Origin of the sequence: Nonomuraea sp. NPDC049309 (assembly GCF_043196965.1) — a bacterium.
Taxonomy (GTDB): Bacteria; Actinomycetota; Actinomycetes; order Streptosporangiales; family Streptosporangiaceae; genus Nonomuraea; species Nonomuraea fastidiosa.
The window spans coordinates 1-26,567 of record NZ_JBICSH010000008.1 but is presented as its reverse complement, the minus strand read 5'-3'; the positions used below and the strand labels follow the sequence as shown (position 1 = coordinate 26,567).

22 protein-coding genes and 1 pseudogene are annotated in these 26,567 nt (G+C 71.8%); 11 read left to right on the top strand and 12 right to left on the bottom strand.

What is annotated here, in order from left to right:
* Positions 1-132: 132 nt before the first annotated feature.
* Together ACGFIM_RS35980 and ACGFIM_RS35975 are read right to left on the bottom strand one after the other, a co-directional pair.
* Positions 133-1,533 carry a xylan 1,4-beta-xylosidase gene (locus ACGFIM_RS35980; RefSeq protein WP_393210178.1) on the bottom strand — a complete coding sequence of 467 codons (1,401 nt, stop codon included), beginning with the start codon at positions 1,531-1,533 and terminating at the stop codon, positions 133-135.
* Between the two features lie 183 nt (positions 1,534-1,716).
* Positions 1,717-2,904, bottom strand: a complete 1,188-nt coding sequence (locus ACGFIM_RS35975) for an SGNH/GDSL hydrolase family protein (protein WP_393210175.1) — start codon at positions 2,902-2,904, stop codon at positions 1,717-1,719.
* Positions 2,905-3,046: 142 nt separating this feature from the next.
* Between ACGFIM_RS35975 and ACGFIM_RS35970 the strand changes: the two genes are divergently transcribed.
* Positions 3,047-3,673: a TetR/AcrR family transcriptional regulator gene (locus ACGFIM_RS35970; protein WP_393210173.1), complete on the top strand. Its 627-nt coding sequence runs from the start codon at positions 3,047-3,049 to the stop codon at positions 3,671-3,673.
* Between the two features lie 315 nt (positions 3,674-3,988).
* A complete protein-coding gene (locus ACGFIM_RS35965) occupies positions 3,989-6,085 on the top strand; it encodes a SpoIIE family protein phosphatase (protein WP_393210170.1) in 2,097 nt (698 codons plus the stop codon).
* A gap of 3 nt (positions 6,086-6,088) precedes the next feature.
* On the opposite strand, the gene ACGFIM_RS35960 is transcribed toward ACGFIM_RS35965, so the two are convergent.
* From ACGFIM_RS35960 to ACGFIM_RS35945, 4 genes are all read right to left on the bottom strand, one after another.
* Positions 6,089-6,478, bottom strand: a complete 390-nt coding sequence (locus ACGFIM_RS35960; RefSeq protein WP_393210167.1) for a VOC family protein — start codon at positions 6,476-6,478, stop codon at positions 6,089-6,091.
* Positions 6,479-6,678: 200 nt separating this feature from the next.
* Positions 6,679-8,925, bottom strand: coding sequence for a protein translocase subunit SecD (gene secD, locus ACGFIM_RS35955; RefSeq protein WP_393210164.1), 2,247 nt, complete (start codon positions 8,923-8,925; stop codon positions 6,679-6,681).
* A 219-nt stretch (positions 8,926-9,144) separates the two neighbouring features.
* Positions 9,145-9,627, bottom strand: a complete 483-nt coding sequence (locus ACGFIM_RS35950; RefSeq protein WP_393210161.1) for a hypothetical protein — start codon at positions 9,625-9,627, stop codon at positions 9,145-9,147.
* A gap of 259 nt (positions 9,628-9,886) precedes the next feature.
* A complete protein-coding gene (locus ACGFIM_RS35945) occupies positions 9,887-10,621 on the bottom strand; it encodes a class I SAM-dependent methyltransferase (protein WP_393210158.1) in 735 nt (244 codons plus the stop codon).
* 158 nt (positions 10,622-10,779) lie between these two features.
* On the opposite strand from ACGFIM_RS35945, the gene ACGFIM_RS35940 reads away from it, so the two are divergent.
* The gene (locus tag ACGFIM_RS35940) at positions 10,780-12,072 is read left to right on the top strand and encodes an ArsB/NhaD family transporter (protein ID WP_393210155.1); all 1,293 of its coding nucleotides are present in this window, start codon (positions 10,780-10,782) and stop codon (positions 12,070-12,072) included.
* On the opposite strand, the gene ACGFIM_RS35935 is transcribed toward ACGFIM_RS35940, so the two are convergent.
* Positions 12,060-12,557, bottom strand: coding sequence for a hydrogenase/urease maturation nickel metallochaperone HypA (locus tag ACGFIM_RS35935; RefSeq protein ID WP_393210152.1), 498 nt, complete (start codon positions 12,555-12,557; stop codon positions 12,060-12,062). The genes ACGFIM_RS35940 and ACGFIM_RS35935 overlap by 13 nt on opposite strands.
* Positions 12,558-12,800: 243 nt before the next feature.
* Between ACGFIM_RS35935 and ACGFIM_RS35930 the strand changes: the two genes are divergently transcribed.
* Positions 12,801-13,223, top strand: coding sequence for a hypothetical protein (locus ACGFIM_RS35930; protein ID WP_393210149.1), 423 nt, complete (start codon positions 12,801-12,803; stop codon positions 13,221-13,223).
* Positions 13,224-13,326: 103 nt separating this feature from the next.
* On the opposite strand, the gene ACGFIM_RS35925 is transcribed toward ACGFIM_RS35930, so the two are convergent.
* The 4 genes from ACGFIM_RS35925 to ACGFIM_RS35910 form a co-directional block, all read right to left on the bottom strand.
* Positions 13,327-13,962, bottom strand: coding sequence for a nucleoside/nucleotide kinase family protein (locus ACGFIM_RS35925; RefSeq protein ID WP_393210146.1), 636 nt, complete (start codon positions 13,960-13,962; stop codon positions 13,327-13,329).
* A 67-nt stretch (positions 13,963-14,029) separates the two neighbouring features.
* The gene (locus tag ACGFIM_RS35920) at positions 14,030-15,253 is read right to left on the bottom strand and encodes a cytochrome P450 (protein WP_393210143.1); all 1,224 of its coding nucleotides are present in this window, start codon (positions 15,251-15,253) and stop codon (positions 14,030-14,032) included.
* Positions 15,250-15,450 carry a ferredoxin gene (locus ACGFIM_RS35915; RefSeq protein ID WP_364066397.1) on the bottom strand — a complete coding sequence of 67 codons (201 nt, stop codon included), beginning with the start codon at positions 15,448-15,450 and terminating at the stop codon, positions 15,250-15,252. The genes ACGFIM_RS35920 and ACGFIM_RS35915 overlap by 4 nt, the downstream gene beginning before the upstream one ends.
* Positions 15,447-16,121 carry a TetR/AcrR family transcriptional regulator gene (locus tag ACGFIM_RS35910; protein ID WP_393210139.1) on the bottom strand — a complete coding sequence of 225 codons (675 nt, stop codon included), beginning with the start codon at positions 16,119-16,121 and terminating at the stop codon, positions 15,447-15,449. Before ACGFIM_RS35910 ends, ACGFIM_RS35915 begins: the two co-directional genes overlap by 4 nt.
* Before the next feature lie 300 nt (positions 16,122-16,421).
* Here ACGFIM_RS35910 and argG point away from each other — a divergent pair, with 300 nt between their 5' ends.
* The 7 genes from argG to ACGFIM_RS35875 all read left to right on the top strand — a co-directional run bounded on the left by argG (position 16,422) and on the right by ACGFIM_RS35875 (position 25,670).
* The gene (argG, locus tag ACGFIM_RS35905; RefSeq protein WP_393210136.1) at positions 16,422-17,891 is read left to right on the top strand and encodes an argininosuccinate synthase; all 1,470 of its coding nucleotides are present in this window, start codon (positions 16,422-16,424) and stop codon (positions 17,889-17,891) included.
* A 1,155-nt stretch (positions 17,892-19,046) separates the two neighbouring features.
* A complete protein-coding gene (locus tag ACGFIM_RS35900) occupies positions 19,047-19,856 on the top strand; it encodes an SAM-dependent methyltransferase (RefSeq protein ID WP_393210133.1) in 810 nt (269 codons plus the stop codon).
* Between the two features lie 156 nt (positions 19,857-20,012).
* Positions 20,013-20,372, top strand: a complete 360-nt coding sequence (locus tag ACGFIM_RS35895) for an ATP-binding protein (RefSeq protein WP_393210130.1) — start codon at positions 20,013-20,015, stop codon at positions 20,370-20,372.
* A gap of 193 nt (positions 20,373-20,565) precedes the next feature.
* Positions 20,566-21,435 carry a sulfotransferase family protein gene (locus tag ACGFIM_RS35890; protein WP_393210127.1) on the top strand — a complete coding sequence of 290 codons (870 nt, stop codon included), beginning with the start codon at positions 20,566-20,568 and terminating at the stop codon, positions 21,433-21,435.
* On the top strand, positions 21,432-22,610 hold the full coding sequence (locus ACGFIM_RS35885) for a glycosyltransferase family 4 protein (protein WP_393210124.1): 1,179 nt from the start codon (positions 21,432-21,434) through the stop codon (positions 22,608-22,610). The genes ACGFIM_RS35890 and ACGFIM_RS35885 overlap by 4 nt, the downstream gene beginning before the upstream one ends.
* 208 nt (positions 22,611-22,818) lie before the next feature.
* Positions 22,819-23,808 carry a nucleoside hydrolase gene (locus tag ACGFIM_RS35880; RefSeq protein WP_393210122.1) on the top strand — a complete coding sequence of 330 codons (990 nt, stop codon included), beginning with the start codon at positions 22,819-22,821 and terminating at the stop codon, positions 23,806-23,808.
* 653 nt (positions 23,809-24,461) lie between these two features.
* Positions 24,462-25,670 (top strand): MFS transporter, encoded by a 1,209-nt coding sequence (locus tag ACGFIM_RS35875; RefSeq protein WP_393210119.1) that lies wholly within the window; start codon positions 24,462-24,464, stop codon positions 25,668-25,670.
* Positions 25,671-25,693: 23 nt separating this feature from the next.
* On the opposite strand, the pseudogene ACGFIM_RS35870 reads toward ACGFIM_RS35875, so the two are convergent.
* Positions 25,694-26,257, bottom strand: a pseudogene (locus tag ACGFIM_RS35870) (AAA family ATPase).
* Positions 26,258-26,567 lie beyond the last annotated feature (310 nt).

The window sequence follows — 26,567 nt, the reverse complement described above, 5'->3', positions numbered from 1 at the left end:
GATCGACTTGTGTGCCGCTGGCGTCAACGATCAGCCCGCCACCGGAGTTCCGGGGCTCGCGCAGCCATACCGATCCGGTCTGACCTGCACATTCATGGGCCGCGCCGTGGTCGGCTCGGAAGTCACGGCCGGTCAGCGGCCACTCCATTTGATCTCGTACGCCTCGAGCCGGTACTCCTTGCCGTCCACGGTCGTCGTGACGGGCCCGTCACTGGTGTTGACCAGCAGGAGCTGCTCCGGCTGCGCCAGCACCCGCACGGCCGGGTCGGACGAGGTCACGGGGTCGAGCGGCGCATCGGCCGGGAACCACCGGGTGAAGTTCGCGATCAGCTCCCCCGTCGGGGTCTGGCCACCGGTGCGCGGGTCCCACATGCAGCCCGCGCACGCGCCCTCCTTGGTCTGCGGGTTCCAGTAGAGGGCGGTGGCCGCGCCGCCGCGGGCCAGCTCCATCATGGAGACGGCCTGCACGGCGAGCCGCTTGGGCTCCTCCCATTGGGTGCCGTCCTCGGGCACGAAGTACCACTCCGACCACCAGATCGGCATGTCGCCGGTCTTCTTCCGCAGCCAGGCGGTGACGTCGGCGAACTTCGACAGCGCGCCGAACTCGTCGGGCAGCAGCTCGTGGGCGTCGGTGGGCGAGGCGCCGTCGACCACGATGAAGTCGGCGCCCTTCTTGTGCTCGAACCAGTAGTCGAAGGCGTCGATCACGTTCTGGTTGACCACGCCCCAGTCGCCGCGCAGCTCGGAGCCGCCCTCGCGGTTGCTGTCGAACCCGATGTACGGGCCGCCGATCTGGGCGTCGGGCCGCACCTTCTTCACCGCGTCGTAGACCTTGTTGTAGAGCTCCGTGTAGCCCTTGTAGTCGGCCGGCTTGGAGTGGTCCCGCCAGAAGCCCTTGAGCTCGTTCCAGACGAGGAAGTACTTGACGTCGCTGTAGCGCTCGGCGACGGCGGCGGCCAGCTCGGCGAAGTCGTCGAAGTGCTCGGGGTAGGGGGCGTCCTCCAGGTGCTCGGCCCAGGCGGACTCCTCGGTGGGCCCCTTCGGGCCGCCCTTCATCCAGTCGGGCGCGCAGCAGAGCGTGATGATCGGCGTGGCGCCCGACTGCTTCATGAGGTTGAGCCGGCTGTCGAGGTCCTCCCAGTAGAACTCGCCGGGGTACGGCTCGGGGTTGACCGCGCCGAAGCCCATGATGTGCTGGTTCTGCAGCATCGGCGTGCGGCCCAGCCAGCCGGCCACCACCTGCTCGAAGCGCCTGGTGACGTTGTTGGCGCTGACGCCGGTGTGCGTGAGGCCCCAGCGCGGCCAGCCGTCCGGCACGGGCGGCGGCTTGACGGTGTCGCCTTCAGGAGCCGCGCTCTGGGTCCGGGGCGCGGCGGAGGTCTGCTGCGGCGGCGGCGCCCCCACCTCGCCGGTGCCCTGTGGGCCGCAGCCGGCGACCACGACCGCCACGGCCGTGACGCCCGCGGCGACGGCCGCCCTCCGCACGCCCCTTCCCAGCCCGCGCCAGAACGATCCTCCGTTGTCCGATGCCACCCGTTACTCACCCTGACTCATGAACCGTGTGCATTCCGCAGGTAGCGTTCCATGAGTGGGCGGAGGGTCACGGGTCGGGGCCGGATTTCTCAGACGATTCTCAGATAATCGTTATCGATCCGCAGACAGCCCACAGAGCTGCGCGAACGCGATGAAGCGCGCCACCCGGACGTCACGCGGGCATCATTCGAACAGATTTTCTGGCACGGCGGCGGCCAGTGCCCGATAGCCGGCCGGGCCGAGATGCAGGTGGTCGCCCTCGTCGTACGCGGCCCCGAGGCGGTGCGGCGCGGCCGGGTCGCGGACCGCCGCGTCGAAGTCGATCACCGCGTCGAAGTGCTCCGCCGTCCTGATCCAGTCGTTGACCCGCCGCCGCGCCGCCTCCCGGTGGCCGTCGGGGTCGTCGTAGCCGTCGTGGCCGCCGAACGGCGTCAGCGTGGCCCCGTACACCAGCAGGTCCCTGGCCCGCGCCCGGACGACGATCTGCTCGTAGGCGGCGATCAGCGCGCCGGCCACCTCCTGCTGCGCCTCGCGGGTCGCGGGTGCGGTGCCCAGGTCGTTGACGCCCTCGAAGACGATCAGCCAGCGGACGCCGCTCTGTGCGAGCACGTCGCGGTCGAGCCTGGCCAGGGCGCTCGGCCCGAGCCCGTCGTTGAGCACCCGGTTGCCGCCCGCGCCCTGGTTGGCGATCGCGATGCCGGGCAGCCGGTCGAACAGCAGGTCGGGCCAGCGGTCGTTGCCGTTGGTCGTGGAGCCCCTGCCGTCGGTCAGCGAGTCGCCCAGGACGGCGAGCGTCCCGATGCTCCGCGGCGCCCACACCTCGACGGCGCTGATCAGGTACCAGTGGTCGACGGGGGTGGCGCCGGGCATGTCCTCCGCCGTCACGTGGTCGCCGCCGATCAGGTGCGAGGTGGTGCGCGAGCCCGGGTGGGAGGTCAGCGCGTCCGACGCCAGCCCCTCCGCCAGGTGGACGCTCACCGTCAGCACCGACCCCGGCGCGAGGTCGAGCTCCACCGGGTCCGACACCACGTGCGCGCCCACCGGCACGACGGCCGATGCCCGCCCGCCGAACGTCACGGGCCGCGACGTGCCCGGCAGGATCGCGCCGGTGCCCGCCGCGCCGCCGCGCGGCAGCGCCACGGAGACGCGGGTGAGCGGCAGGGGCGCGCCGCCGAAGGCGTTCGACAGCCGCAGCCGGATGCGCCGCCCGCCGGCCGACACCCTGACCGTCTGCCGCAGTGTCGTGTCGTACAGGCTCAGGCCCTGCTTGGCGTACGGGGGCGGCGGCATGTTGTCAGGCTCGGTGAGCTGGGGCATGGCCGTCCAGGTGGTCACCCAGTGCCGGGCGGGACGGATCGGCGCCTGGCCCATGCGAACGGCCTCCCATCGACACGCGAAATTTTCGGCACTTTATCGGACCTTTCACCGTCTCGTCCTGACCGGGTGGGGTTTTACCGGATCCTGCCGGTTACGGCGTAGGAAGGGCCGCGTGCCTGCGCCTAGGGTCGCGTTCATGGACTCTCCTGATGGCGAGCGCCGGGAGCTGATCCTGCGGACGGCCACCCGCCTGTTCGCCGGCCTCGGCTACGACGTCACCTCGATGGCGCAGATCGCCGAGGCGGCGGGGCTGGAACCGGCACAGGTCTCGGCCTGCTTTCCCGCCAAGCGGGAGCTGTACCTGGAGGTGATGCAGCGGGCCCGCGAAAACCTGGCGGGGCCGCTGCAGGCGCGGGCCGACGAGCTGCGGGAGGCGCCGCCCGAGCACAAGGCCGAGGCGCTGCGCGGGCTCATCGACGCCTACATCGACGGATGCGCGAACCATCCCGAGGTGGCGGCGCTGTGGGCGCACCGCTGGCTGTCCGACGCCAGCGACGTGGTCGATCTGGAGCTCAAGGGGACGCAGCCGCTGACCCAGAGCATCGTGGACGCCATCGCCACCGTGGCCGAGCCGGCCGGGGCGGACGCGCTGCACACGACGTACACGATGATCTGGTGCATCCAGGGCTTCGCGCTGAGCGGCGTGCTCGACGGCACGGGGACGCGGCGCGGCATCGAGGGCCCCGAGCAGCTGGGCCGTTTCCGCGCGCACCTGCACCAGCTCATGCAACGAGAGCTCCGCCTCCCCGACCCCGCGCCCTGACCCGCGACGGCGCGTCTCAGGTGCGCCCCGCCCGCGCCGGCCCGTGCAACGAGGCTTTCACGGCCCGCGCCCACGTCCCGGCATGTCTTGAATGCGCCCGCGTTCACCCGCCTCCTCCTCCCCGTTCCTGTTCAGTGCGTTCCGCCCTCGCTCGCGATGATGCGGCTCAGGTATAACGGCGGTCCCGCCGGAGGTGACGGAAAGGAAATGAGCGGAACGTAACCGATTATTTCCCCTCGTGGGCGTATTCTTCACGTATGCGAGGTTTCTTCTGGCAGCCGTGTTCACATGATGTGAGTGAGGCACGCTGAGCCGGTGCTCGGTGATCATGGTCAGGCCCGCGGCGCGGCGAACGGTTCGTCCCGCCTCGACGGGCTGCTGATCGAGGCCGTCACCGGGGCCGGCGTCCACATCGGCGCCACGTACCTGCTGGACGAGACCGGCGAAGTGCTCCAGATGGCCGCCGCGACCGGAATGCCCGCCCCCATCGCCCGCGCCTGGGCGCGCATCCGCACCGGCGACCCGATGCCCATGGCCGCCGCCGTCCGCGAGGACCGGCTGGTCTGGATCACCGGGCGTGAACAGCTCGCCAGGGAGTTCCCCGAGGCCGCGCTGACCCTGCCGTACCACTACGCCACCGCCCTGTCCCCCCTGCGCGCCAACGGCCGGATCTGCGGCGGCGTCATGCTGCTGTGGCCCGCCGGGCGCACCCGGGAGCTGACCGTACGCCAGCGCGAGGTCATCCAGCGGGCCTGCGACGAGATCGGCCTGCTGATCCACCGGGCGCACCTCGCGGGCCGGCCCATCACCGCGGGCCCCCGGCCGCGCGTGCTGCCTCCGCCGCCATCGGACGAGGCCGATCCGCGCCTCGTCGCCCTCGACTGCCTCAACCGGCTGCCGGAAGGCCACTGCGCGCTGAACACCGACGGCCACGTGACCCTGCTCAGCGCCCCCGCCGCCGACCTGCTCGGCCGCTCGCCCGCCGACGTGGTCGGCGCGCGGCTGTGGGACGCGCTGCCGTGGCTGCGCGACACCGCCTTCCAGGACGGCTACCGCGCCGCCGTGGTCGGCCGCGAGATCACCCACGTCACCACCCGCGACCCCGGCGGGCGCGCGGTGTCGTTCCAGATGTTCCCCGGCCCCTCCGGCGTCACCCTGCGCATCACGCCCGCCATGGACGTGCGCCGCCCGCCCGGAGCGCGCCGGCCCCGCGTCATCGCCGTGCACGAGATGCTGCACCTCGCCGCCGCGCTGGCCAGGGCGGTGACCGTCCAAGAAGTGATCGACCTGGTCTCCGACCACGTCATGCCCGTCTACGACGTGCAGGCGCTGGCCATCCTCACCAGCGCGGGCGGCAGGAAGCGGGTGGCCGCCTCGCGCGGCTTCAGCAGGAAGGCCGTGGAGACGTTCCACGACCGCCCCGACGTCAAGCCCGCGCCGCCGGGCGGGCAGCGGCCGGAGTTCTTCTCCAGCTGGGACGAGCTGCGCGCGGCCTACCCCGACTCGCTGCGCTTCGACGACATGTCCGCGTGGGCGTTCCTGCCGCTGATCACCTCGGGGCGTCCCATGGGCTCGTGCGTCCTCGCCTACGACCGGCCGCACCACTTCGGCGTCGACGAGCGGTCCACGCTGACCGCGCTCGCCGGGCTGATCGCGCAGGCATTCGAGCGGGCCCGGCTCTACGACGCCAAGCACGAGCTCGCCCAGTGCCTGCAGGAGCAGCTGCTGCCGCACGCGCTCCCCCGGATCCGCGGCCTGGACGTCGCCGCCCGGTACGTGCCGGCCACCCCCGGCATGGACATCGGCGGCGACTTCTACGACCTGATCCGGCTCGGCGACGACGCGGCCGCAGCCGTCATCGGCGACGTTCAGGGCCACGACGTGACCGCCGCCGCCCTCATGGGGCAGGTGCGCACCGCCATGCGCGCCCACGCCACCGCGGGCGCCGACCCCGGCGAGGTGCTCGCGCACACCAACCGGCTGCTCACCGAGGTGAGCCCCGACCGCTTCACGAGCTGCCTGTACGTCTGCATCGAGCTGGCGGAGCAGACCGCGCACATGGCCAGCGCCGGGCACCCGCCGCCGGTGCTCGGCCGGCCGGGCGGGCCCGGCAGCGTCGTCGGCACCGTGCCGGGCCCGCTGCTCGGCGTGGACCCCGATGCCACGTACACCACCACCAAGATCCCCATGCCGCCGGGATCGGTGCTGGCCCTGTACACCGACGGTCTCGTCGAGGAGCCGGGGCTCGACCTGGGCGACTGCATCGCCGCGCTGGCCGCCCGATTCCGCCCGGAGCCCGGCAGGCCCCTGGACCTCCTCGCCGACGGGCTGACCGGAGCGGACGTGATCGAGCAGCGCCTCGACGACATCGCCGTGCTGCTGCTGCGCAACGCCGGCGCGCCGCCCGCCTAGCGATCAGCGGGTGTCGCGGCGCAGGGGATGGTCGGCGGGCACCTCGACGAGCACGATGCGGTGGCCGTCGGGGTCTTCGATCCACAGCTCGATCAGGCCCCAGGGCTCCTTGCGCGCCTCGCGCAGCACGGTGACGCCCGCCTGGCGGAGCCGCCGCTCCTCGCGGGCGACGTCGCGTACCTGGAGCCAGAGGGAGAACGCCGGGTCGCCCGCCCCGCCCTGCGCGGTGCCCGAGAGCTCCAGGAGGCCCTGCCCGAGAAAGAACACGGTGCCGGGCTGCTCGGGCGGGCCGAACTCGCGGTAGACGGCCAGGCCGAGGGTCTCGGCATAGAAGCGGCGGCTGCGCTCGGGGTCGCGGGGACGCAGCAGTACGCGGCTGCTCAGCACCTCCATTCCCGACCTGTTCCCCGCGCCAGGCCGGGAATGCCGATGAGCGCCGGGCGGGGAGGCCGGACGCGCGCGGCCCGCCCTCCCCGCCGCCGTCAGACGCCCGGCTTCGCAGGGGCCGTCACACACCCGGCCCCTCCAGCGTGCCGTCACACACCCGGTCTCCCCCGGCACGTCATCAGGCGCCCGCTCCCCCGGGCGCGCCGTCAGACGACGGCGCCCGTGCCGTGGCGTTCGCGCTTGGGCTTAGGGGCGGGCGGCGCGGGCGGCGGCCTGCGGTCGAAGCGCGACAGCAGGATCGCCACCGGCCCGGCCACGAAGCCGGACGACAGCGTGCCCGTTACGATGCCCGCGACCAGCGCGATCGCGAAGTCCCGCAGCGAGTCGCCGCCGAACACCATGAGCGCGACCAGGATGAACAGCGCGCCCAGACCGGTGTTGACGGTACGCGGCAGGGTCTGCAGGATCGCCGCGTTCACCGCCTGGGCGAACGGCTCCTTGGGCCGCGCCGCCCACAGCTCCCTGACCCGGTCGAACACCACCACCTTGTCGTTGACCGAGTAGCCCACGATGGTGAGCATCGCGGCCAGGAACACGCCGTCGATCTGCTTGCCCAGCCAGGCGAACATGCCGACCACCAGGACGACGTCCACGACCAGGGCGGTCACCGCGGCCGCGCCGAACGTCCAGCGGAAGCGGAAGGCGAGGTAGGCGAGCTGCATGCCCACGGCCACGCCGAGCGCGATGAGCGCGTTGCGCCGCAGCTCCTCGCCCAGACTGGGCCCGATGAACTCCTCGCGCCGCTTGGTGACCTCTCCGGCGTCGGCCTTCTTCAGCTCCTGCTCGATCCTGGCGGTCTCCTCCAGGCCCAGCCGTGCGGCGCGTACGGTGACGCCGTCGTCGCCGGTCTGCACCACGGCGGACGGGAACCCGGCCCGGGCGACGGCCTGCCCCGCCGCCTCGGTGGAGACCGGCTTGGAGGTGCCGAACTCGACGAGCCTGCCGCCGGTGAACTCGACGCCGAAGTTCAGCCCCTGGACGGCCGGCCCGGCCACGGCCGCCGCCGCGAGGGCGCCCGCGATCGCGAGCCACAGCCCGCGTGCCCGCATGACCTGCGGGTTCCGCCGGTTGAGCCAGGTCCTGACGGCGCCCGGTGAGCCGAGGCCGGACAGGCGCGGCCCCGCCCGGTTCATGACGGCCTCGGTGAGCACGCGGGTGATGACCATGGCCGACACGAGCGAGGCCACTACGCCGACGCCCAGCGTGACGCCGAACCCCTTCACCGGCCCCGAGGCGAGCCAGAACAGCAGCCCGGCCGCGATCAGGGTGGTGATGTTGGAGTCGGCGATGGCGCTCCAGGCGTTCTTGAAGCCGCGGACGAGCGCCGCGCGCAGCCCGCGCCTGGGCGCCTGCTGGTACTCCTCCCTGGCCCGCTCGAAGACCAGCACGTTCGCGTCGATGGCCATGCCGATGGCGAGCACGAAACCGGCCAGGCCCGGCAGCGTGAACGTGGCGCCCATCGCGACGAGCGCCGCGTACGAGATGAGCCCGTAGCACAGCAGGGCGATCGTGGACAGCAGCCCCGACAGGCGGTAGACGGCCACGATGAACACGGCGGTCAGCAGCAGCCCGGTCACCGCCGCCTCGGCGCTGGCCTTGATGGCGGCCTCGCCGAGGGTCGGGCCGACCGTGCGCTGCTCGACCAGGTCGAGCGGCACGGGCAGCGCACCACCCTTGATCAGCACGGCCAGGTCGCGCGCCTCCTCGTGAGTGAACGACCCGGTGATGTCGGTGCTGCCGCCGGTGATGCCGACGCCGCAGGCCACGGACGGGTCCACCGACGGTGAGGAGATCACCTCGTTGTCGAGCATGATGGCGACCCGGCGCCGGGGATCGCCGTACGGCTGGCAGGCGGCCTCCCCGGTGAGCTTGGCCCACGCCTCGCCGTCGCGGAAGTCGATGCTGACCCACCAGCCGGGGCCGCGCTGCGGGTCGCTGCGTTCGACGGCGTCGGTGACCCCGTCGCCGGTGAGCACGGCGGGGCCGACCTTGATCGGCGCGCCGCTCTCGTCGCGTACGGCGGACTTGTCGCCCTCCTCCGCGGTGCCGAGCACGGCGTGGAAGGAGAGCTGCGCGGTACGCCCGATGACCTCGGCGGCCTGCCGGGGGTCGAGCACGCCTGGCAGCTCGACGATGATCCGCCGCTCGCCGGAGCGGACCAGGGTGGGATCGACCACGCCGAGCGCGTCGGCGCGCTGACGCAGCACGTTGATCGCCCGGTCGGTGGCGGCGGCGTCCGCCTTGACCTTGGGCGAGTCCTTCGTCTCGAACACGAGCTGGGTGCCCCCGCGCAGGTCGAGACCGAGGCGGGGGCTGTTGGTGAAGCTGATGATCACTGAGATCGCGATGACGGCACAGGCCGCCAGCGCACGCCAGAGCGGCGCACGTTTCATGGGAGCCTCCACAGGCTTGGCCCGCCGCCGGCGCGCGTCACTCAGGGCACGTTGAGCGCACACAGTCAGCGCACACAGTCAGCGCACACAGTCGGCGCACACTGCCAGCGCTCACCGTCGGCGCTCACCGTCGGCCGCGCACCCTCGCCGTGCCCGGGGAGGGTCACGGACGCGCCAGGGCGACGTGCGGCGGCGGGTCGTTCCGGAAAAGGGACGGTGTCAGTGCCGTGTGGAGGGCGGGGCGCGGGGCGGCGTGGCGGGCGGCCGGCAGCCCGCGGGAGCGCCGCAGGCGGAGCGCGGGACGACGACGGCCCACGGATGCCTGAAGCCGGTCTGCGCGGGCGGCACGTCGGCCACGCCGGGCACGCCGCCTGCGACGCCGGGCGGCGACCAGGCGCGTACGGCGGGCGGCGGATACGGGACGTGCCGGAGCGCGGCGTGCCGCTGCTCGGCAGGCTGTGAGGCGGGGTGGGCGGCAGGGTGGGCGGCAGGGTGGGCGGCAGGGTGGACCGCCGGGACGTCGCGCGGCGGACCGCCACGCCCGTCGACGGCGTCGGCCTGCTGAACGGCCCGCCCATGCGCGGTCGTTTGCTGGACGGCCTGCGCGTGCGCGGCGATCTGCTGGACGGCCTCGGCGTGCGCGCCGGCAGGCAGGAACCAGGACAGGAGCAGCAGCAGGACGGCCGGCAGCCGGTCGCGCATGTCGCTCCCCTCCCTTCGCGCCTCACCCTAGCCTTGAAAAGCCAGAACGCGGACGCGCCGCGCTGAGCCCGTCAGCACCGGGCTCCAGGCGCTCGCACGGGAGCCTGCCGGGAGCGGAACGCGGGACGCCGCACGGGTGCGCCGGGGCCGGGAGGCGGGTGCACCGGGACCAAGGTGCGGGGCGCCGGGGCCGGGAGGCGAGCGCGCCGTGCGGAGCCCGGCACCGGGGGCGGCCCGGGCGGCGGGGAGGCGCGGGCGGTCAGCTGGCGGGGCGCTCGGCCAGGAACACGAACTCGCGGCCCGGCCGGTCGGGCGCGTCCCTGACCTCCTTGACCGCGTAGCCGTGTGCGGCCAGGTCGGCGCTCACCTCGTCGCGCTCGCGGAAACGCAGCGTGGACTCGGAGGTCAGCACCTGCCCGTCGGAGGCGAACACGTACGTGCCGCGGAAGGTCACCAGCGGCCCGCTGACGTCGAGCAGGTCCACCCAGTGCTCGACCACGCCCACCCCGGGGATGTCGGCCCGCACATAGGTCTGCTCCTTGTTCCACTCCAGCCAGGCCCGCCTGGCCGGGTCACGGGTCTCGAAGACGAGGTGTCCCCCCGGCCGCAGCGCCGCGTGCACGGCGTCGAGCGTGGCCGCCCAGTCATCGGGATCGACGATCGCCTGGGCCACGTTCCCGGTCATCGTGGCGAGGTCGGCCTCCAGCGTGGGCTCGACGGCCGTGGCGTCGCCGTGGATCCAGCGCACCCGGTCGGCGCCCGGTTTGGCGCGCGCCACCTCGAGCGAGCCCGCCGCCGGATCGACGCCGGTCACCTCGAGCCCGCGCCCGGCCAGCATCAGCGCGAACGTGCCCGTGCCGCACCCGAGGTCGAGCACCCGCCGCGCGCCCAGCTCGGCCGCGATGGCCGCGTAGGCGTCGAGGTCGCCGCGGTCGGGGTCGAGGGGATCGTAGACGGCGGCGAGCCGGGGGTGTTCGAAGTGCGCGTCTGCCATGCGATCACCTTACGGCCATCCGGTGCTGTGCTGTTCGGTGCTTATTGATACGTTGGTGATCGGGTGTGCCGGGAAGTCTGGTCGGCGATGGTCGTCGTCGTCGTTCACTCAAGGAGGCTTCACCGCATGCCGAGCACGCTCTCCCCGGGGATCCGCCCGTGACCGTCCTCGCGTGGGCCGCCGTCGCGGTGTTCCTGTGCGCGTACGCGCTGATCGCCAGTGAGAAGGTGCACCGCGTGGCGGCGGCGCTCGGCGGTGCCGGGATCATGCTGCTGATCCACGCCACCGACGCGAGCGCGGCGTTCTTCTCCGAAGAGACCGGCATCGACTGGAACGTCATCTTCCTGCTGCTCGGCATGATGGTGATCGTCGGCGTGCTGAAACAGACCGGGGTCTTCGAATACCTCGCGATCTGGGCGGCCAAGCGGGCCAAGGGGCGGCCGTACCGGCTGATGGTGCTGCTCGTCGTGATCACCGCGCTGGCCTCGGCGCTGCTCGACAACGTGACGACGGTGCTGCTGATCGCGCCGGTGACGTTCCTGGTGTGCGAGCGGCTGGCCCTGCCGGCGGTGCCGTTCCTCATCGCCGAGGCGATGGCGTCCAACATCGGCGGCGCGGCCACGCTGGTCGGCGACCCGCCGAACATCATCATCGCCAGCCGGGGCGGGCTCAGCTTCAACGACTTCCTCGTGCACATGGCGCCGATGGTGATCACCCTGATGATCGTCTTCATCGGGCTGTGCCGGGTGCTGTTCCGCAAGGCGTTCACCTACGACCCGGCGCGGGCTGCCGAGGTCATGGCGCTCGACGAGCGTGAGGCCATCGCCGACCGGCGGCTGCTGTGGCAGTCGCTGACCGTGCTCGCGCTGGTCATGGCGGCGTTCGTGCTGCACCCCGTGCTGCACTACGAGCCGTCCGTGGTGGCGATCCTCGGCGCGGGCGTGCTGGTGGCGGCCACCAAGGTCACCACCTCGGACGCGATCCGCGAGGTCGAGTGGCCGACGCTGGTGTTCTTCGCCGGGCTGTTCATCATGGTCGGCGCGCTCGTGCACACCGGCGTGATCGAGCAGGTGTCGCAGGCGGCGGCCGACGCCACCCAGGGCCGGCTGGGGCTGACCACGATGGTGCTGCTCGGCGCGTCCGGCCTGCTGTCGGCGATCGTGGACAACATCCCGTACGTCGCCACCATGAGCCCCATCGTGGCCGACCTCGTCCAGGCCGCGGGCGGCCACGAGCACGCGCAGGTGCTGTGGTGGGCGCTCGCGTTCGGCGCCGACCTGGGCGGCAACGCCACCGCCGTGGGGGCGGCGGCCAACGTGGTCGTGATCGGCATCGCGGCGCGCAACGGCACCCCGATCAGCTTCTGGCAGTTCACCCGGTACGGGCTGATCGTGACCGCGGTGACGATCGGGTTGTGCGCGCCGTACCTGTGGCTGAGCTACCTGGTCTGAGGGGGCCGCTGAGGCGGTATCGCCGGTTCCGCGCGGAACCAGACGGCCTCGAGCGCCAGCTCGTCGCCGCCGGTCACGGTCACGCGGTCGCTCGCGCAGCGCGGGCAGGCGTACGCGGCCTCGTCTCCGGGATCGTCCCCCGCGTCCCCTGCCCAGGGGCGCGGTGGCGGCGCTCCGGCGGCGCCCCGCGCCGCCGTGTGCGCGTGCGCGGGCGTCCTGAGCGGCGGATCCAGCGTCTCGGTACGCTGCCCGCACGCCTCGCACTCGACCGTCACCGGGGAGAGCACCAGGTGGACCGCCGCGTCCTGAGCGGCCGTGCCGCGCGCCGCCTCGGCGAAGGCCCGCCTGAACGCCTCCGCGTCCACCCCGTGCCTGGCCCCGATGCGCACGCGGACCGCCTCGACCCGCCGCCCGGCCGCCTGCTCGTCGATCACCTCGGCGAACTCGGCGCAGAGCTCGCCCTCGTACCCCCGCATCTCCGGCATCGGTCCCCCTCCTGTCGCACCGGCCCTGCCCCGGGCGGCCAGTAGCGCACATACCGCACGCCTGACCTGCACAAACGTGCTCCGCTCGGAGTCAGAGATCAGCTCGTATGGCCGCGCAACATGACAAACGGTGACCATTGTGTAGCGGAAAGTGTCGCCATCTCCCCTTGAAGGTGCATCTGCCGGCGGGCGGACACTCGAAGCGAACGCCGATCGCCGGAGCCTGCCAGGGGGTGCTTCCTCTTGCGCGAAGAGTTCGAATCCCGCGTGTCCTGGCCGTTCGAGTGCCTGCGCTGTTTCCACGTCTGGGAGGAGCCGTACGTCGTCCGGCACCTCGCCGACGGCCACGGCGCCGCCGTCGAGGTCTGGTCCAAGCATGGGGTTCCCGTGCAGCCGCCCTGGTCGGGGACGTGCTGCCCGGCGTGCGGTTCGTCCCGGCTGACCTCGTTCCCGCCCGGCTACCTCGACCGCCATCCCGAGCTGGCGGCGGCCGACCCGCTGCCGCCCGCCAGGGTGCCCTCCTTACCCGTCGAACAGGTCCGCCGGCCCGACCCGGGCCTGCCGTTGCCACGCCGCTTATTGATCGTGGCCGGGCTGCCGGTCCTGGCCTTCGTCGGCTACGAGGTGTACCGGTATCTGCTGATTCCCGCCGTCACGCACCACTGACGCAGCGGCGCGCCGCCCGGCCTCTCGGCCTCCGGCGCGTCTCCGCCTGGGCGCATGCGGCACGTCGACCCGGCCCGGCGGGACCGGCGGGTGCGCGGGGCGCTCAGGACAGGGTGAGCGCGTCGAAGTCGATGTGGAGGTCGGCGAGGTCGCGGGTGGCGCGGATGGCGGCGGCGTTGGGCTCGTCGACGGTCGCGACCCAGCGGGCCGCCTCCTCGGGCGTCTTGCCGTACCGGACGTGCCGCCAGGTCAGCCGGTCGAGGCGGACGCGGTCGTCGAGGTCGACGTACCAGACCTCGGTCATGGCGGCCCGCACGGCCGGCCAGGGGTCGATGGGCGACAGCAGGTAGTTGCCCTCGCTGACGACGACGCGGGTCTCGGGCAGGACGGGGATGGCGCCGGCGATGGGCTGCTCGATCTCGCGGTCGAAGGACGGCGCGTACACGATCGAGCCGGTCTCGGTGCGCACGCGCCGCAGCAGCGCCAGGTAGCCGTGGGCGTCGAAGGTGTCGATGGCGCCCTTGCGCGAGCGCCGCCCGAGGCGTTCGAGCTCGGCGTCGGCGAGGTGGTAGCCGTCCATGGGCACGTGGACGGCGGGCAGCCCGGCCTCGGTGAGCGCCGCCGCCAGCCACGAGGCCAGCGTCGACTTGCCCGCGCCCGGGCAGCCGGCGATGCCGACGAGCACCCGATCCTCGCCCTCGCACAGCCCGCGCACCCGCTCGACCAGCTCCGCGCCCATCGCGCACCCCCGTTCACCCGCCCGGCCCCCTCATTATCGGCGGTCAGATCATCGGCGGCACGGCCGGCTACCAGGTGACGGGCAGCTCGTAGACGCCGTAGACCTGGCCGTCGTGCTTGAACGGGATCTCCTCGATCGGCGCCGCCGCCTTCAGGGTGGGGATGCGCCGGTAGAGGGTGCCGTACACGACCTGCAGCTCGACCCTGGCCAGCGACTGGCCGAGGCACTGGTGCACGCCGAAGCCGAAGGCGACGTGCCGGTGGGCGTCGCGCGTCACGTCGAGCCGGTCGGGGTCGGGGAACACCTCGGGGTCGCGGTTGCCGATGTCGTTGGGGATGATGATGCCCTCGCCGGCACGGATGACCTGCCCGCCGATCTCGATGTCCTCCAGGGCCACGCGGCGGCGCCCGCTGTGGGTGATGTTGAGGTAGCGCAGCAGCTCCTCCACGGCGCTCGCGACCAGCTTGGGGTCGTCGCTCTCGCGCAGCAGGGCGAGCTGATCGGGGTGCTGGAGCAGGGCCAGCGTGCCGAGGGCGATCATGTTCGCGGTGGTCTCGTGGCCCGCGATGAGCAGCAGCACGCCCATCCTGGCGGCCTCGTCGCGGGTCAGCTCGCCGGCCTCGACCCGGGCGGCCACCTTCGACAGCAGGTCGTCGGCGGGCGCGTCGAGCTTGCGCCCCACCAGGCCGTCCAGGTAGTCGTACAGGCGGCCGAAGGCGGCCGCGCGCTCCTCCGGCGTCACCGTACGCCTGATGATCGTCTTGCTGTTGTGCTGGAAGAAGTCGTGGTCGTCGTACGGCACCCCGAGCAGCTCGCAGATGACCAGCGAGGGGACCGGCAGCGCGAACGCCTCCACCAAATCCACCGGCTTCGGCCCGGCGAGCATCTGGTCGATGAGGTCGTCCACGATGCGCTGGATGGCCGGGCGCATGGTCTCCACCCGGCGTACCGTGAACGCCGCCTGCACCATGCGGCGGAGCCTGGCGTGCTCGGGGTCGTCCATGAGGATGAAGCTGATCCCGCCCGCGCCGGCGGCGGGCGTGTGGATCGGGTAGCCGGGCCTGGTGATGTCGGCGCTCACCTTCGGGTTGCTCAGCACCGCCTTCTGGGCGGCGTGCCGGGTCACGAACCACGGGGTGCTGCCGTTCCACAGCCGCACCTTGGCCAGCGTCCCCTCCTGCTGCAGCGCCCGCAGCTCGGGCGGCGGGTCGAAGGGGCACTTCGCGGCCCTGACGCCGGGGAACCGCGGGATCTCGGTCCCGGCTGCGGCTTCGCGTACGGTGTCGGTCATGCGTCCTCGCTCACGTCGATGGCGCCCGCCGGGCAGACGGCCGCGGCCTCACGTACGGCGGCGTGCAGCGACTCGGGCGGCTCCGCGTCGAGCAGCAGCACGATGCCGTCGTCCTCTCCCTGGTCGAACACGTCGGGCGCGAGCAGCACGCACTGTCCCGCGCCGCAGCACTTGTCCCGGTCCACGGTGACCTTCATGAGGCGCTTCCTTCCTTGGCTTCTCTGGTGACCGGGGCGGACCAGATCGCGGCGATCGCGTCGATCAGGCCGGTCCCGGCGTCGTGCCAGGTGGTTCGTGGGGTGGGCAGGCCCTCGGCGAGCGCGCGCTCCCGCTGGGCGCACATGTGGACGAGGAGCTGGCTCGCCATCTCGTGGCGTTCGGCGCGTACGTCGGCGGGCAGCTCGGGCAGGCAGCCCCGCAGGCCCTCCATGATGCGCGTCAAGGCGGGCGAGGTCAGCGCCTCCTCCCGGGCGATCTGGCGGAGCGCGGGGTCGGCCATGAGCTGGGCGGCGAAGCGGGCGTACCAGGTGGGGTTGCCGAGGGCTTCCAGGTGCCCGGTGAGCGCGCGGACCAGGCAGCCCACCCAGTCTCTCACCTCGGTCGAGCCCTCCACCTCCGCGAGCATGCGGCGGCGCTGCTCCTCGATCCGGCCGGAGTGCTTGCGCAGGATCGCGCGCACGAGGTCGGCCTTGGTGCCGAAGTGGTAGCCGACGGCGGCGTTGTTGCCCTGGCCCGCGGCCTCGCTGACCTGGCGGTTGGACACCGCGTACACGCCGCGCTCGGCGAAGAGCCGCTCGGCGGCGGTGAGTATCTGCTCGCGGGTGGCGTTGACGCGCTCGGCGCGGGCCGTCCTGGCGACCACGGTCACCTCACTCGAGGGTTGACGCCTTCTGACCCGATTTTGTCGGGTTCGGACACCTTCAGAGAATCAAGCCGGTGAACGTAAGTCAAGCAACTGCTTTAAGTTTTGCCCGGCCATGGCACGCGCTTGGCGCGGCCCCGAAGAACGCCGCAGGAGACGAGACGACCGCCTGCCGGATGCGCCCGGAACGGCGAGCCCACCAAACCGCCGCAAACGACCACCGACCAGGCATGACGCGCCCCGGACACGCCATTTCATGGGGCGGACTTTGAATGATCATGCATTGGTGTGTATATACTTCTACTCGTGTCCAAGATGCTCACCTCCCTCCCAGTAGGCGAACGGGTCGGGATCGCCTTCTCCGGCGGCCTCGACACCTCCGTGGCGGTCGCGTGGATGCGCGAGAAGGGCGCGGTGCCCTGCACCTACACCGCCGACATCGGCCAGTACGACGAGCCCGACATCGCCTCGGTGCCCGGGCGCGCGGCGGCGTACGGCGCCGAAGTCGCCCGCCTGGTCGACTGCCGGGAGGCCCTCGTGGAGGAGGGTCTGGCCGCGCTGGCCTGCGGGGCGTTCCACATCCGGTCCGGTGGCCGCACGTACTTCAACACCACCCCGCTCGGCCGCGCCGTCACGGGCACGCTGCTGGTACGCGCCATGCTCGACGACGGCGTGCAGATCTGGGGCGACGGCTCCACCTTCAAGGGCAACGACATCGAGCGGTTCTACCGCTACGGCCTGCTCGCCAACCCGTCGCTGCGCATCTACAAGCCGTGGCTCGACCCCGAGTTCGTCAGCGAGCTCGGCGGGCGCAAGGAGATGTCGGAGTGGCTGCTCGCCCGCGGCCTCCCCTACCGCGCCAGCACGGAGAAGGCGTACTCCACGGACGCCAACATCTGGGGCGCCACCCACGAGGCCAAGGCCCTCGAGCACCTCGACGCCGGCATCGAGATCGTCGAGCCCATCATGGGCGTGCGCTTCTGGGACCCGGAGGTCGAGATCCCGGCCGAGGACGTCACCATCGCCTTCGAGCGCGGGCGCCCGGTCAGCATCAACGGCAAGGAGTTCCCCTCCGCCGTCGACCTCGTGCTCGAGGCCAACGCCATCGGCGGCCGGCACGGGCTCGGCATGTCCGACCAGATCGAAAACCGCGTCATCGAGGCCAAGAGCCGCGGCATCTACGAGGCTCCCGGCATGGCGCTGCTGCACGCGGCGTACGAGCGGCTGGTCAACGCGATCCACAACGAGGACACCGTGGCCGCGTACCACACCGAGGGCCGCAAGCTCGGCCGGCTGCTCTACGAGGGCCGCTGGCTCGACCCGCAGGCGCTGATGCTGCGCGAGTCGCTGCAGCGCTGGGTCGGCATGGCCATCACCGGCGAGGTCACGCTGCGCCTGCGGCGCGGCGAGGACTACTCGATCATCGACACCTCCGGCCCGGCGTTCAGCTACCACCCGGACAAGCTGTCGATGGAGCGCGTGGAGGACGCCGCGTTCGGCCCGCTCGACCGCATCGGCCAGCTCACCATGCGCAACCTCGACATCGCCGACTCGCGCGCCAAGCTGGAGCAGTACGCGGGGCTCGGCATGGTGGGCAGCCCCCACCAGGCGCTCCTCGGCACGACCACGCAGACGGCCGCCAGCGGCCTCATCGGCTCCCTCACGGAGGGCGGCGCCGAGGCGATCGCCGCCCGCGGCGAGGCGATCTCCCACTCGGAGGTCCCGGAGGACGACGAGCTGCTCGACCACGCCGCCATGGAGTCCGGCACCGACTGACCAGTCGCCATCCGGACACCGAGCGCCGCCGCCGACCTCGTTCGGCAGCCGAGCCCGATCGGCCTCCGCTCGGGCTCGGTGTCACCGACCACCGGCCGGGTTCCCCACGGGAGCCCGGCCGTCGTCGTCCGCCCCACCTGGCGTCGCCCGACAGATCCACCACCACCGGTCTCCCGCCCGGCTCTCGCACCACCGTCCATCCCGGCCCGTACCGGACCGGACACGCACACCACGCCCGTCTCCCGAACCGCAGGACCGGCACACCACGCCCGCCTCCCGCCCCGCACGGCTCTTGCGCCGACAGCCCCACCACCCGAGACATCGCTGCCCCACCACGCGCGCCACCACCCGGCGCGACCAGCCCAACCGTCCCGGCCCGCCTGCACACCTTCCCACCCGGGGACAGCCCGCCCCGCCATGTAGCCCGGCACGGCGACAAGCTCTGCCATGCGGTTCGGCACCCAACGATCCCAGCCCCGCGCCCTGTACCACCCCACCACCAACCGGCACGCACAACCCAACGGCCCCAGACCGCACCGCCACTCACCCCGCACCACCCCGCCACTGACCGGGCACGCGCGGCCCGCGCCCCGCACCACCACGGCCATCGACCGACGCGCACAGCCCAGCGCCCACGGTCGGTGCGCCCCGCCGGCCTCGTTCCGTGTGCCCAGCGCGCGCATGCGTCTCATCAGCCACACCGTTCGGCGCACGCAACAAAACAACCAAGGCCGACATTTTGCGCAGCCGCCACCTAGCTAAACCCATCCGCGACATTCAGCCCCTCCGACCGGCACAGCACGACTAACCTGGCCTGGCCTCGGAAGGGGACCTCGGTGCGGCGGGCTCATCTTCTCAGCAGGGCCGGCGACCGGCCGAACAGGGCGCGATATCCACATCCGCCCAGTTCATGGACCCGTTGACTCGCGGGAACCCCGACATTCGGGGCATCACGCCGCACTCGACGCTTCTTCCCACGATGATTCTGGTAACAAACATTTCCCAAGATAACGGGTCTATCGGGTTGTCATTGACTGGAATTGTTGGAACATATGGTTCGAGTCCTGAGTGAGGTCCAAAGATCGCTTACCGCGAAAAAGGGTCAGCGGCGAGGGGAAAGGGGCAACGCTCATGCATCAGCGTGCCGTCCGAAATTTGGCGAAGTTGGAGACTACGCAGGCCAGGATCACGCGTATCTTCGACGCCGCCGCCGGCGGGAAGAACAACTTCCAGGCCGACAAGGACGCGGTGCGCCATTTTGATCAAGCGGCCCCCACCCTGACGAACGCCGCCCGCGCGGTTCTCGAATTCTGCTCGCGGGTGATCCGCTATCTGGCGGTCCAGGAACACGTGGAGCAATTCGTGATCGTCGGCAGCGGGATCCCGAGCGGCCTGTCCGCCGGCCAGGGGCTGCATGACATGGCGAAACACGCCGCTTGCCCGTACCCCAGAGTGCTGTACGTCGAGAACAACCCGATGGTGGTGACCCTGGCCCAGGCCACCATCGAGCCGTTCACGGATTTGGTGCGGGTGGTGGAGGGAGACGTACGGGAGATCGACGAGATCCTGAGCGATCACGTCGTCACGACCTTCATCGACTGGGAACGACCGGTGGCGGTGCTCCTGTTGTCGGCCTACAGCCTCCACGATGAGGAGTATGCCCACTATGTCATCAAGCGACTCCGTCACTCGGCTTCCGCGGGCAGTTTCCTGGCGCTTCTGCACACCACGTTCGACGGCGTCCCGCAGGAGCTGCTGCCCGCCATCGGCGACACGCTCGCGATGACCTTGCCCCATCTCGCGGTACGGTCGCGGGACGAGGTGGCGGCCCTTTTAGCGGGACTCGATCTGGTGGCGCCCGGCCTGGTCTGGGTGCCGGAGTGGCGGCCCATGGGCGACGATCTCGCCTGCCAGGACGACCCCAGCAAGTCCGGCAACTACGGAGCCGTTGCCCGCATCCCCTGATACACCGCAAGTCTCGTTTGGCAAACTTTTCCGGCGCGCATTCCCAAGAGTGAGGGCGAACGTTTATCGTGGGTTTGGGAGCGCTCCCAAGACGCGAGAGATGTGATGCGTATGGCCCTCCGACAAGGGTCCTTGTCGGCCCCACCGGTGCGAACGGTGGAGTACCTTCTGCCCTCCGTCCCCTCGGGCGTCAGCAGGGCGAGGGAGCTGATCAGGACCGATCTGACCGACTGGGGACTCACGCACGTCGTTGACGACTGCCTGCTCATCGTGAGCGAGCTGGTCACCAACGCCGTACGCCACGGGGGTTCCGCCTACGCCCTGCGCCTGGAGAAGCGCGAGGGCCAGGTGTACGGGGAGGTGTTCGACCCCGGCGAGGGCGTGCCGCGCCCGCGGCCGGCGGACATGGACGCCATTTCGGGGCGGGGGTTGCAGATCGTCGGCGCGATAGCCGACGACTGGGGCGTGACGACCACCGACAACGGCAAGGTCGTGTGGTTCGCGGTCACTCCGTGACCGGGCGCGCTCAGTGATCCGACCGGGCTCCGACCGGCGGGACGCCCGGACCTTGCACCCGCCGGAGGCCGTTCCTCATCGCCCTCACAGGCCCTGACCAGGCCAGACGTGCCCGACGGCGAGCGGGTAATCTGGAGGCGACCCCTTCTTTCCTTCAGGCAATCCCCAGGTAAGACAGGTAGCCTCGCTCGGCATGAAGTGGCAGCGCACTATCAACGGAGCGCTGGCCAGGTACACAGGATTCCAGCTCAACCGAGTAGGAAAACCGGGGCAAAAGCCGTCGAAGCCGGCACCCCAGAAGCGGCCGCAGACCCCGTTCCGGCCGCCCGCGGATCCGGAGACCGATCGCCTCGTCAAGCAGCCGGTGTTCATCATCTCTCCGGTCCGGTCGGGTTCGACGCTGCTGCGGGCGATGCTCAACGCGCACCCCGACCTGCACGCCCCGCATGAGCTGCACGTACGCCGGTTGCGCGTGGAATTCGATACCTCGCTGGCGGAGAAGGCCATGGAAGCCCTCGGGCACACCAAGGCCGACCTCGAACATCTGCTGTGGGACCGCGTGCTCCACCGCGAGCTGGTGCGCAGCGGCAAGCGGTTCATCGTGGAGAAGACCCCCGCCAACGCGTTCGCGTACGAGCGCCTCGCGGCCTGCTGGCCGGACGCGCGGTTCGTGTTCCTGCTGCGCCATCCCGCCTCCATCGCGGCCTCCTGGTACGAGGCCAGCCCGGGCAAGCGCACCCGCGAGGAGGCCGCGGCCGACGCCCTGCGGTACATGAAGGCCGTGCAGCGGGCCCGTAGGGCACTGCCGGGCCTCACCGTGCGCTACGAGGAGCTGACCGCGGAGCCGGAGCGGGTCGGGCGCGAGATCTGCGAGTTCCTGTCGGTGCCCTGGTCGCCGCGGATCCTCACGTACGGCAAGCCCGAAGTGGTCGTCAAAGGCCTCGGCGACTGGAAGGACAAGATCCAGTCCGGCACCGTGCAGAAAGGGCGCGAGCTTCCCTCCCCCGACGAGATCCCCGACGTGCTCAAGGACATGTGCAGGACCTGGGAGTACCTCCCGTGAAGATCCGCTACATGCTGCTGCACGCGTACGGCATGGGCGGCACCATCCGCACCGTCTTCAACCAGGCGGGCGCGATGGCCGAGGCGGGCCACGACGTGGAGATCGTCAGCGTGGTCCGCCGCCGTGACGAGCCGCAGTTCGCCCTCGACCCGCGGGTGCGGCTGTCCACGCTGGTCGACCAGCGCGGCGGCGTCGCGGCCGACTCGCTGGTGCGCAAGGTGTGGCGGCGCGCCAGAGGCAAGATCGTCCCGTACGGCGAGTTCGCCGCCGAATACTTCACCGAACGCGTGGAGGGCGCGGCCATCGACTACGTCTCCGGCCTGCGCGACGGCGTCCTCGTCACCACCCGCCCCGCGCTCAACCTGATCTCCGCCCGCCGCGCGACGGGCGGCGTGATCAGGGTGGCGCAGGAGCACATGAACCTCGCCTCCTACCACGAGGCGGTGCGCGAGCACATCGGCCGCTACTACGGCCGCTTCGACGCCATCACCGTGCTCACCGAGACCAGCCGCCGCGAATATCGCGAGCTGGTGCCCGGCACGCCGGTGGTCCGCATCCCCAACGCCGTCAGCATGGAGCGGCGCAAGCACTCCGACCAGAGCAACCCCGTCGTGATCGCGGTGGGGCGGCTGGTGCCGCAGAAGGGCTTCGACATGCTCATCCCGGCGTTCGCCGCCGCGGCCGCCGAGCATCCGGAGTGGCAGCTGCGCATCTTCGGCACGGGGCCGTCGAAGCAGCGGCTGCAGGAACACATCGACGAGACCGGCATGGGCGACCGCATCAAGCTCATGGGGCGCAGCAACCGCATCCACGAAGAGCTGGCGAAGGCGTCCGTCTACGCGCTCAGCTCGCGTATCGAGGGCCTGCCCATGGCCATGATCGAGGCCATGGGCCACGCCCTGCCGATCGTCGCCTTCGACTGCCCCACCGGTCCCGCCGACGTGCTCACCCCGGGCAAGGACGGCATCCTTGTGCCGCCCAGGGACGTCGACGCGCTCGCCCGCTCGCTCGGCCAGGTGATGGGCGACCGCGACCTGCGCCTCCGCCTGGGCGCCGCCGCCGCGGAGACCGCCCACGGCTACACGCCCGAGGTCGTGATGCCGCTCTGGGAGAAGCTCTTCGCCGCCCTCTCCACGGGCCGGCCGCTGGACGACACCACCTGGGCCGCCCGCTGACCCTCCGGCTCCTGGCGCGCCCCCGCACGGGTGGGGCATGGCGTGCCGCCCTCACGGTGGAGCAGACGGGCGGCGCCGCTCCCCGCACGGGTGGAGCGTGGGCTTCGGAGCCCTGCGGGATCACGCCTCCACAAGCTGATCGTGCTCGGTTCAACTGGACGTCAACGTCTCCGACCACGGGAGCGCCATGAGAAGTCTCCTGCTCGTCTTGACCCTGACCCTCACACTGACCTCTCTCACGGCACCTGCGACGGCGGCGGCACGCCCCCGCCCGCCCGCCGTCATCTTCGACACCGACATGGACTTCGACGACGCGGCCACCCTCGCCTACCTCTCCCAGGAGCATCGGGCGGGCCGCATCGAGCTGCGCGCGATCACGGTCACGAGCGCCGGCGCGGGCCTGCCGGGCCGGGCGATCAGGCACGCCAGGTGCCTGGCCGACCGCCTGGGCCTGCGCGGGGTGGTGATCGCCGACGACTCCCGTACCGGCCCGAACTTCTTCCCCGCCGATCTGCGCGCGCTGTTCGACCGGGTGCTGACGGCCGCGACGCCGGGATGCGCCGGTGACGAGAGCCCGTCGCGCATCCGGGCGCCCGAGCTGATCAGGCGGCTCGTAGGGGAGGACCCCGGCATCCAGGTGATCGCCACGGGGCCGCTGACCAACCTGGCCGCCGCGCTGCCGTACTCCCCCGCCCGGCTCACGTCGATGGGCGGCGCGGTGCACGTGCCGGGCAACCTGTGCTGCGGCACGCCGCCGGAGTTCGACGGCACGCAGGAGTTCAACTACTGGCTCGACCCGGCGGCGGCGCGCGCGGCGATCACGCGGGGCACGGGCGCGTTCAGGATGGTGTCCCTGGACGCCGCCAACGAGGTGCTCATCACGGACGCGTTCCTGGACCGGCTCGCGGCCGACCACGGCACGCCGGCCGCGGACACCGTCCTGGAGATCGTCACGCATCCCGAGGTGCGGCCGCTGATCGCCGACCGGCTGCTGTACTGGTGGGACCCGCTGGCCGCGATGAGCGCCGTCCGTCCCGGGCACGTCGGGTTCACGCGGGGCAGGATCGACGTCGTGACGGACGGCCCCTCCGCCGGCCGGACGGTCCTCTCCCCCACCGGACGCGTGATCCAGTACGCCACGACGGCCGACACCGCCGCCTTCGAGCAGCGTTTCCTCAACGTGCTGAACGGCCGCTGACGAACGCCCGGCACAAACCATCGATCCCGCCGTCCACCGTTCACGATGCCTCGGTGGACGGCGAGATCGACCGGCGTGGCAGACGGCCCTGGTGTCCACGCCTCTTCGGCAGCGGTCGTTCCGCCTCTTCTTCATCGCACACGCGGGGCGCCGTCGCCGCGATGCTTCTGCGTGGGGCGCCATCGTCCTGCCAGCGTCCCTGAACGGGGTGCCGCGCGCGTTCACCACCCCGGCGATACGCGGCATCCTTCCCCAGCTCGTCCCGCGGCCATCACACCCGGACGCGCCGCTCCATCACGCCCGGACACGCCGCCCCAGCACCCCACGGACACGCCACCCCATCACACCGGACGCGCCACCCCAGCACCCCACGGACACGCCACCCCAGCACGCCGGACGCGCCACCTCATCACCCCACGGACACGCCACCCCATCGCAGCGGGGCGGCGTCGTGGGATCGCGCCGAGGTCCGGGAAGCGGACTCCGGAGCAGCCCGCGCAAGCCCTGAGTTTTCGCGCCAAATGAAAAACCCCATTTCCCATTTTTTCCGTAAATGGTGTTGTGCTGATGAACACCACCATGTCGGGAAATGATTGTCGTTATTCCTGCGCACACGTACGCTGTCCCTGACCTTTCGGAGAAAGGACCATCTGGTGCGCAAGGCCCTGATCCCGTTACTTCTCACCGTTCTGGTGGTTTTCTCGGCCCAGCAACTTCTGACTCCCGTACTCGCCCCGCTCTCCCGCGAGCTGCACCTGACCGAGACCCAGCTCGGCCTCGTCGTCACCGCCGCCGCCACGGCGCTGACCGTCTCCAGCCCGCTGTGGGGGCTCGCGCTGCGGCGGCTCGGGTTACGCCTGGTGCTGGTGTGCGGGCTCGGCCTGGCGACGGCGGGCATGACCGGGTTCGGTGTCGTCGCCGCCCTGGGGCTCGACGGCCGCCTGTCGTCCCCGCTGCTGTTCGGCCTGCTGCTGGTCACCCGCAGCCTCATCTTCGGCGCGGGGCTGGCCGCGCTGCCGGTGGCCACGCTCGCCGTCGCCGCCGCGACCACCAGCACCCAGGCCGAGCGCACCCGCGCCACGGGCCTGATCGGCGCGGCTCAGGGCCTCTCGCTGGTGCTCGGCCCGGCTGGGGGCGGCGCGCTGGCCGTGGTCTCGCTCATGCTGCCGGTCTATCTGGCGCCCGTCATCTGCCTGCTGCTCACGGCGTGGGTGCTGGCCACCGTGCGCCCGCCGGCGGCGGCACCGGACCCGCCGCCCGAGCGGCCCCCGGCGAAGCTGCGTCCCTGGAACGCGCGCATGTGGCCGCTGCTCGCGATCGGCTTCTGCCTCTACCTGTCGCTCGGCCTGGTGCAGGTGGTCGTCGGTTTCCTGGTCTCCGACCGCCTGCACCTCGGGCCGCAGGAGACGGCCGGGGCGGTGGGCGTCACGCTGGTCGCGGCCGGGCTGATCCTCGTCGCCGTGCAGGGCGCGCTCATCCCGGTGCTGCGCTGGCCGGTGCTGCGGCTGATGCGGGTGGGCACCCCGATCACGGCCGTCGCGTTCGCGATGCTCGCCACGGCCAACACGCTCTGGCTGATCGTCGCCTCGTTCGTGGTGCTGGGGCTGGGCCTCGGGCTGGCGGCTCCCGGCTTCACCGCGGCGCCGACGCTGGTGGCCGAGCCGGGGCAGCACGCCTCCGTGGCGGGGTTGATCAACGCCACGATCGGCGCCACGTTCATCGTCGGCCCGCTGCTCGGCACCGCGCTGTACGAGGTCGCCTCCGTGCTGCCGATCCTGACCGCGTTCGCCGCCGCCACGACGGCGCTCGCACTGTCGTGGCTCTCCCCCGCCGTCCGCCAGGCCGCGCCGGTGACCCCATGACGCCGGGCGTCCCTTAGGGACCTCTACGAGCAGGCGAGGCGGCCCGCGCCGCCCGCCGGCCGGTACGCCGGCTCCTCGACCAGCGCGACCCGCTCGTCCGGCGGCCCTGCGGGCACGTCGATGAGGTGGTCGCCGAACGCCCGGTAGGTCTCCTCGTGGAGGCGTCCGAACTCCAGGGACTCCTCGAAACCGATCCTGCGGGCGTCGGCCGGCTCCAGGAAGCCGAGGTTGCGGACGAAGAACACGTGCCGGTCATAGACCCGTTCGCGGGTGATCCGCTCGATCTCGGCGGTGAGCGAGGGCGGCACGGGGTGTCCGACGTGCCTGCTGAGTGCGTGGGTGCGGACCGGCGAGCGGTCGAAGAACCGCACTCCGCCGCCGGCCTGCTCCTGCCGGCGCCGCTACAGCTCGGCGACCTTGCCGATGACCGAGGGGCGGGTCCACGGCGCGGCGTCGCCGCGCGCCTGCTCGGCGGCGATGAGCGCGGTGCCCGCCTCCTCGGCGGTGGCGTGGCCGCGCGCGGCCGGGCCGTGCAGGATCGTGGTCTTTCCCGCACCGGGAGTGCCGGTGAGGATGAAACGCGTCATCAGCGTGGTGATCGCGGAGGGTGGGCGGCGTCGCCGGCGGTGCGCCCAGGCGGGGCGCCCGCCGACGCACTCAGGGGCACGCCCGATGGCGTGCCCGATGACGTGCCCGGCGGCGCGCCCTCCCCCGGATGATCGATCAGACCTCGTCCACGCTGCTCGGCTCACGCCGGGACAGATCGATACCGAGCTCTTCCGCCGCGCGGAAGACGTCCTCATCGGTGTCGCGCATCTCGATGGACATGCCGTCGCTCGAGAGGACCTCGACATTCAGGCACAGCGACTGCATCTCCTTGATGAGGACCTTGAAGGA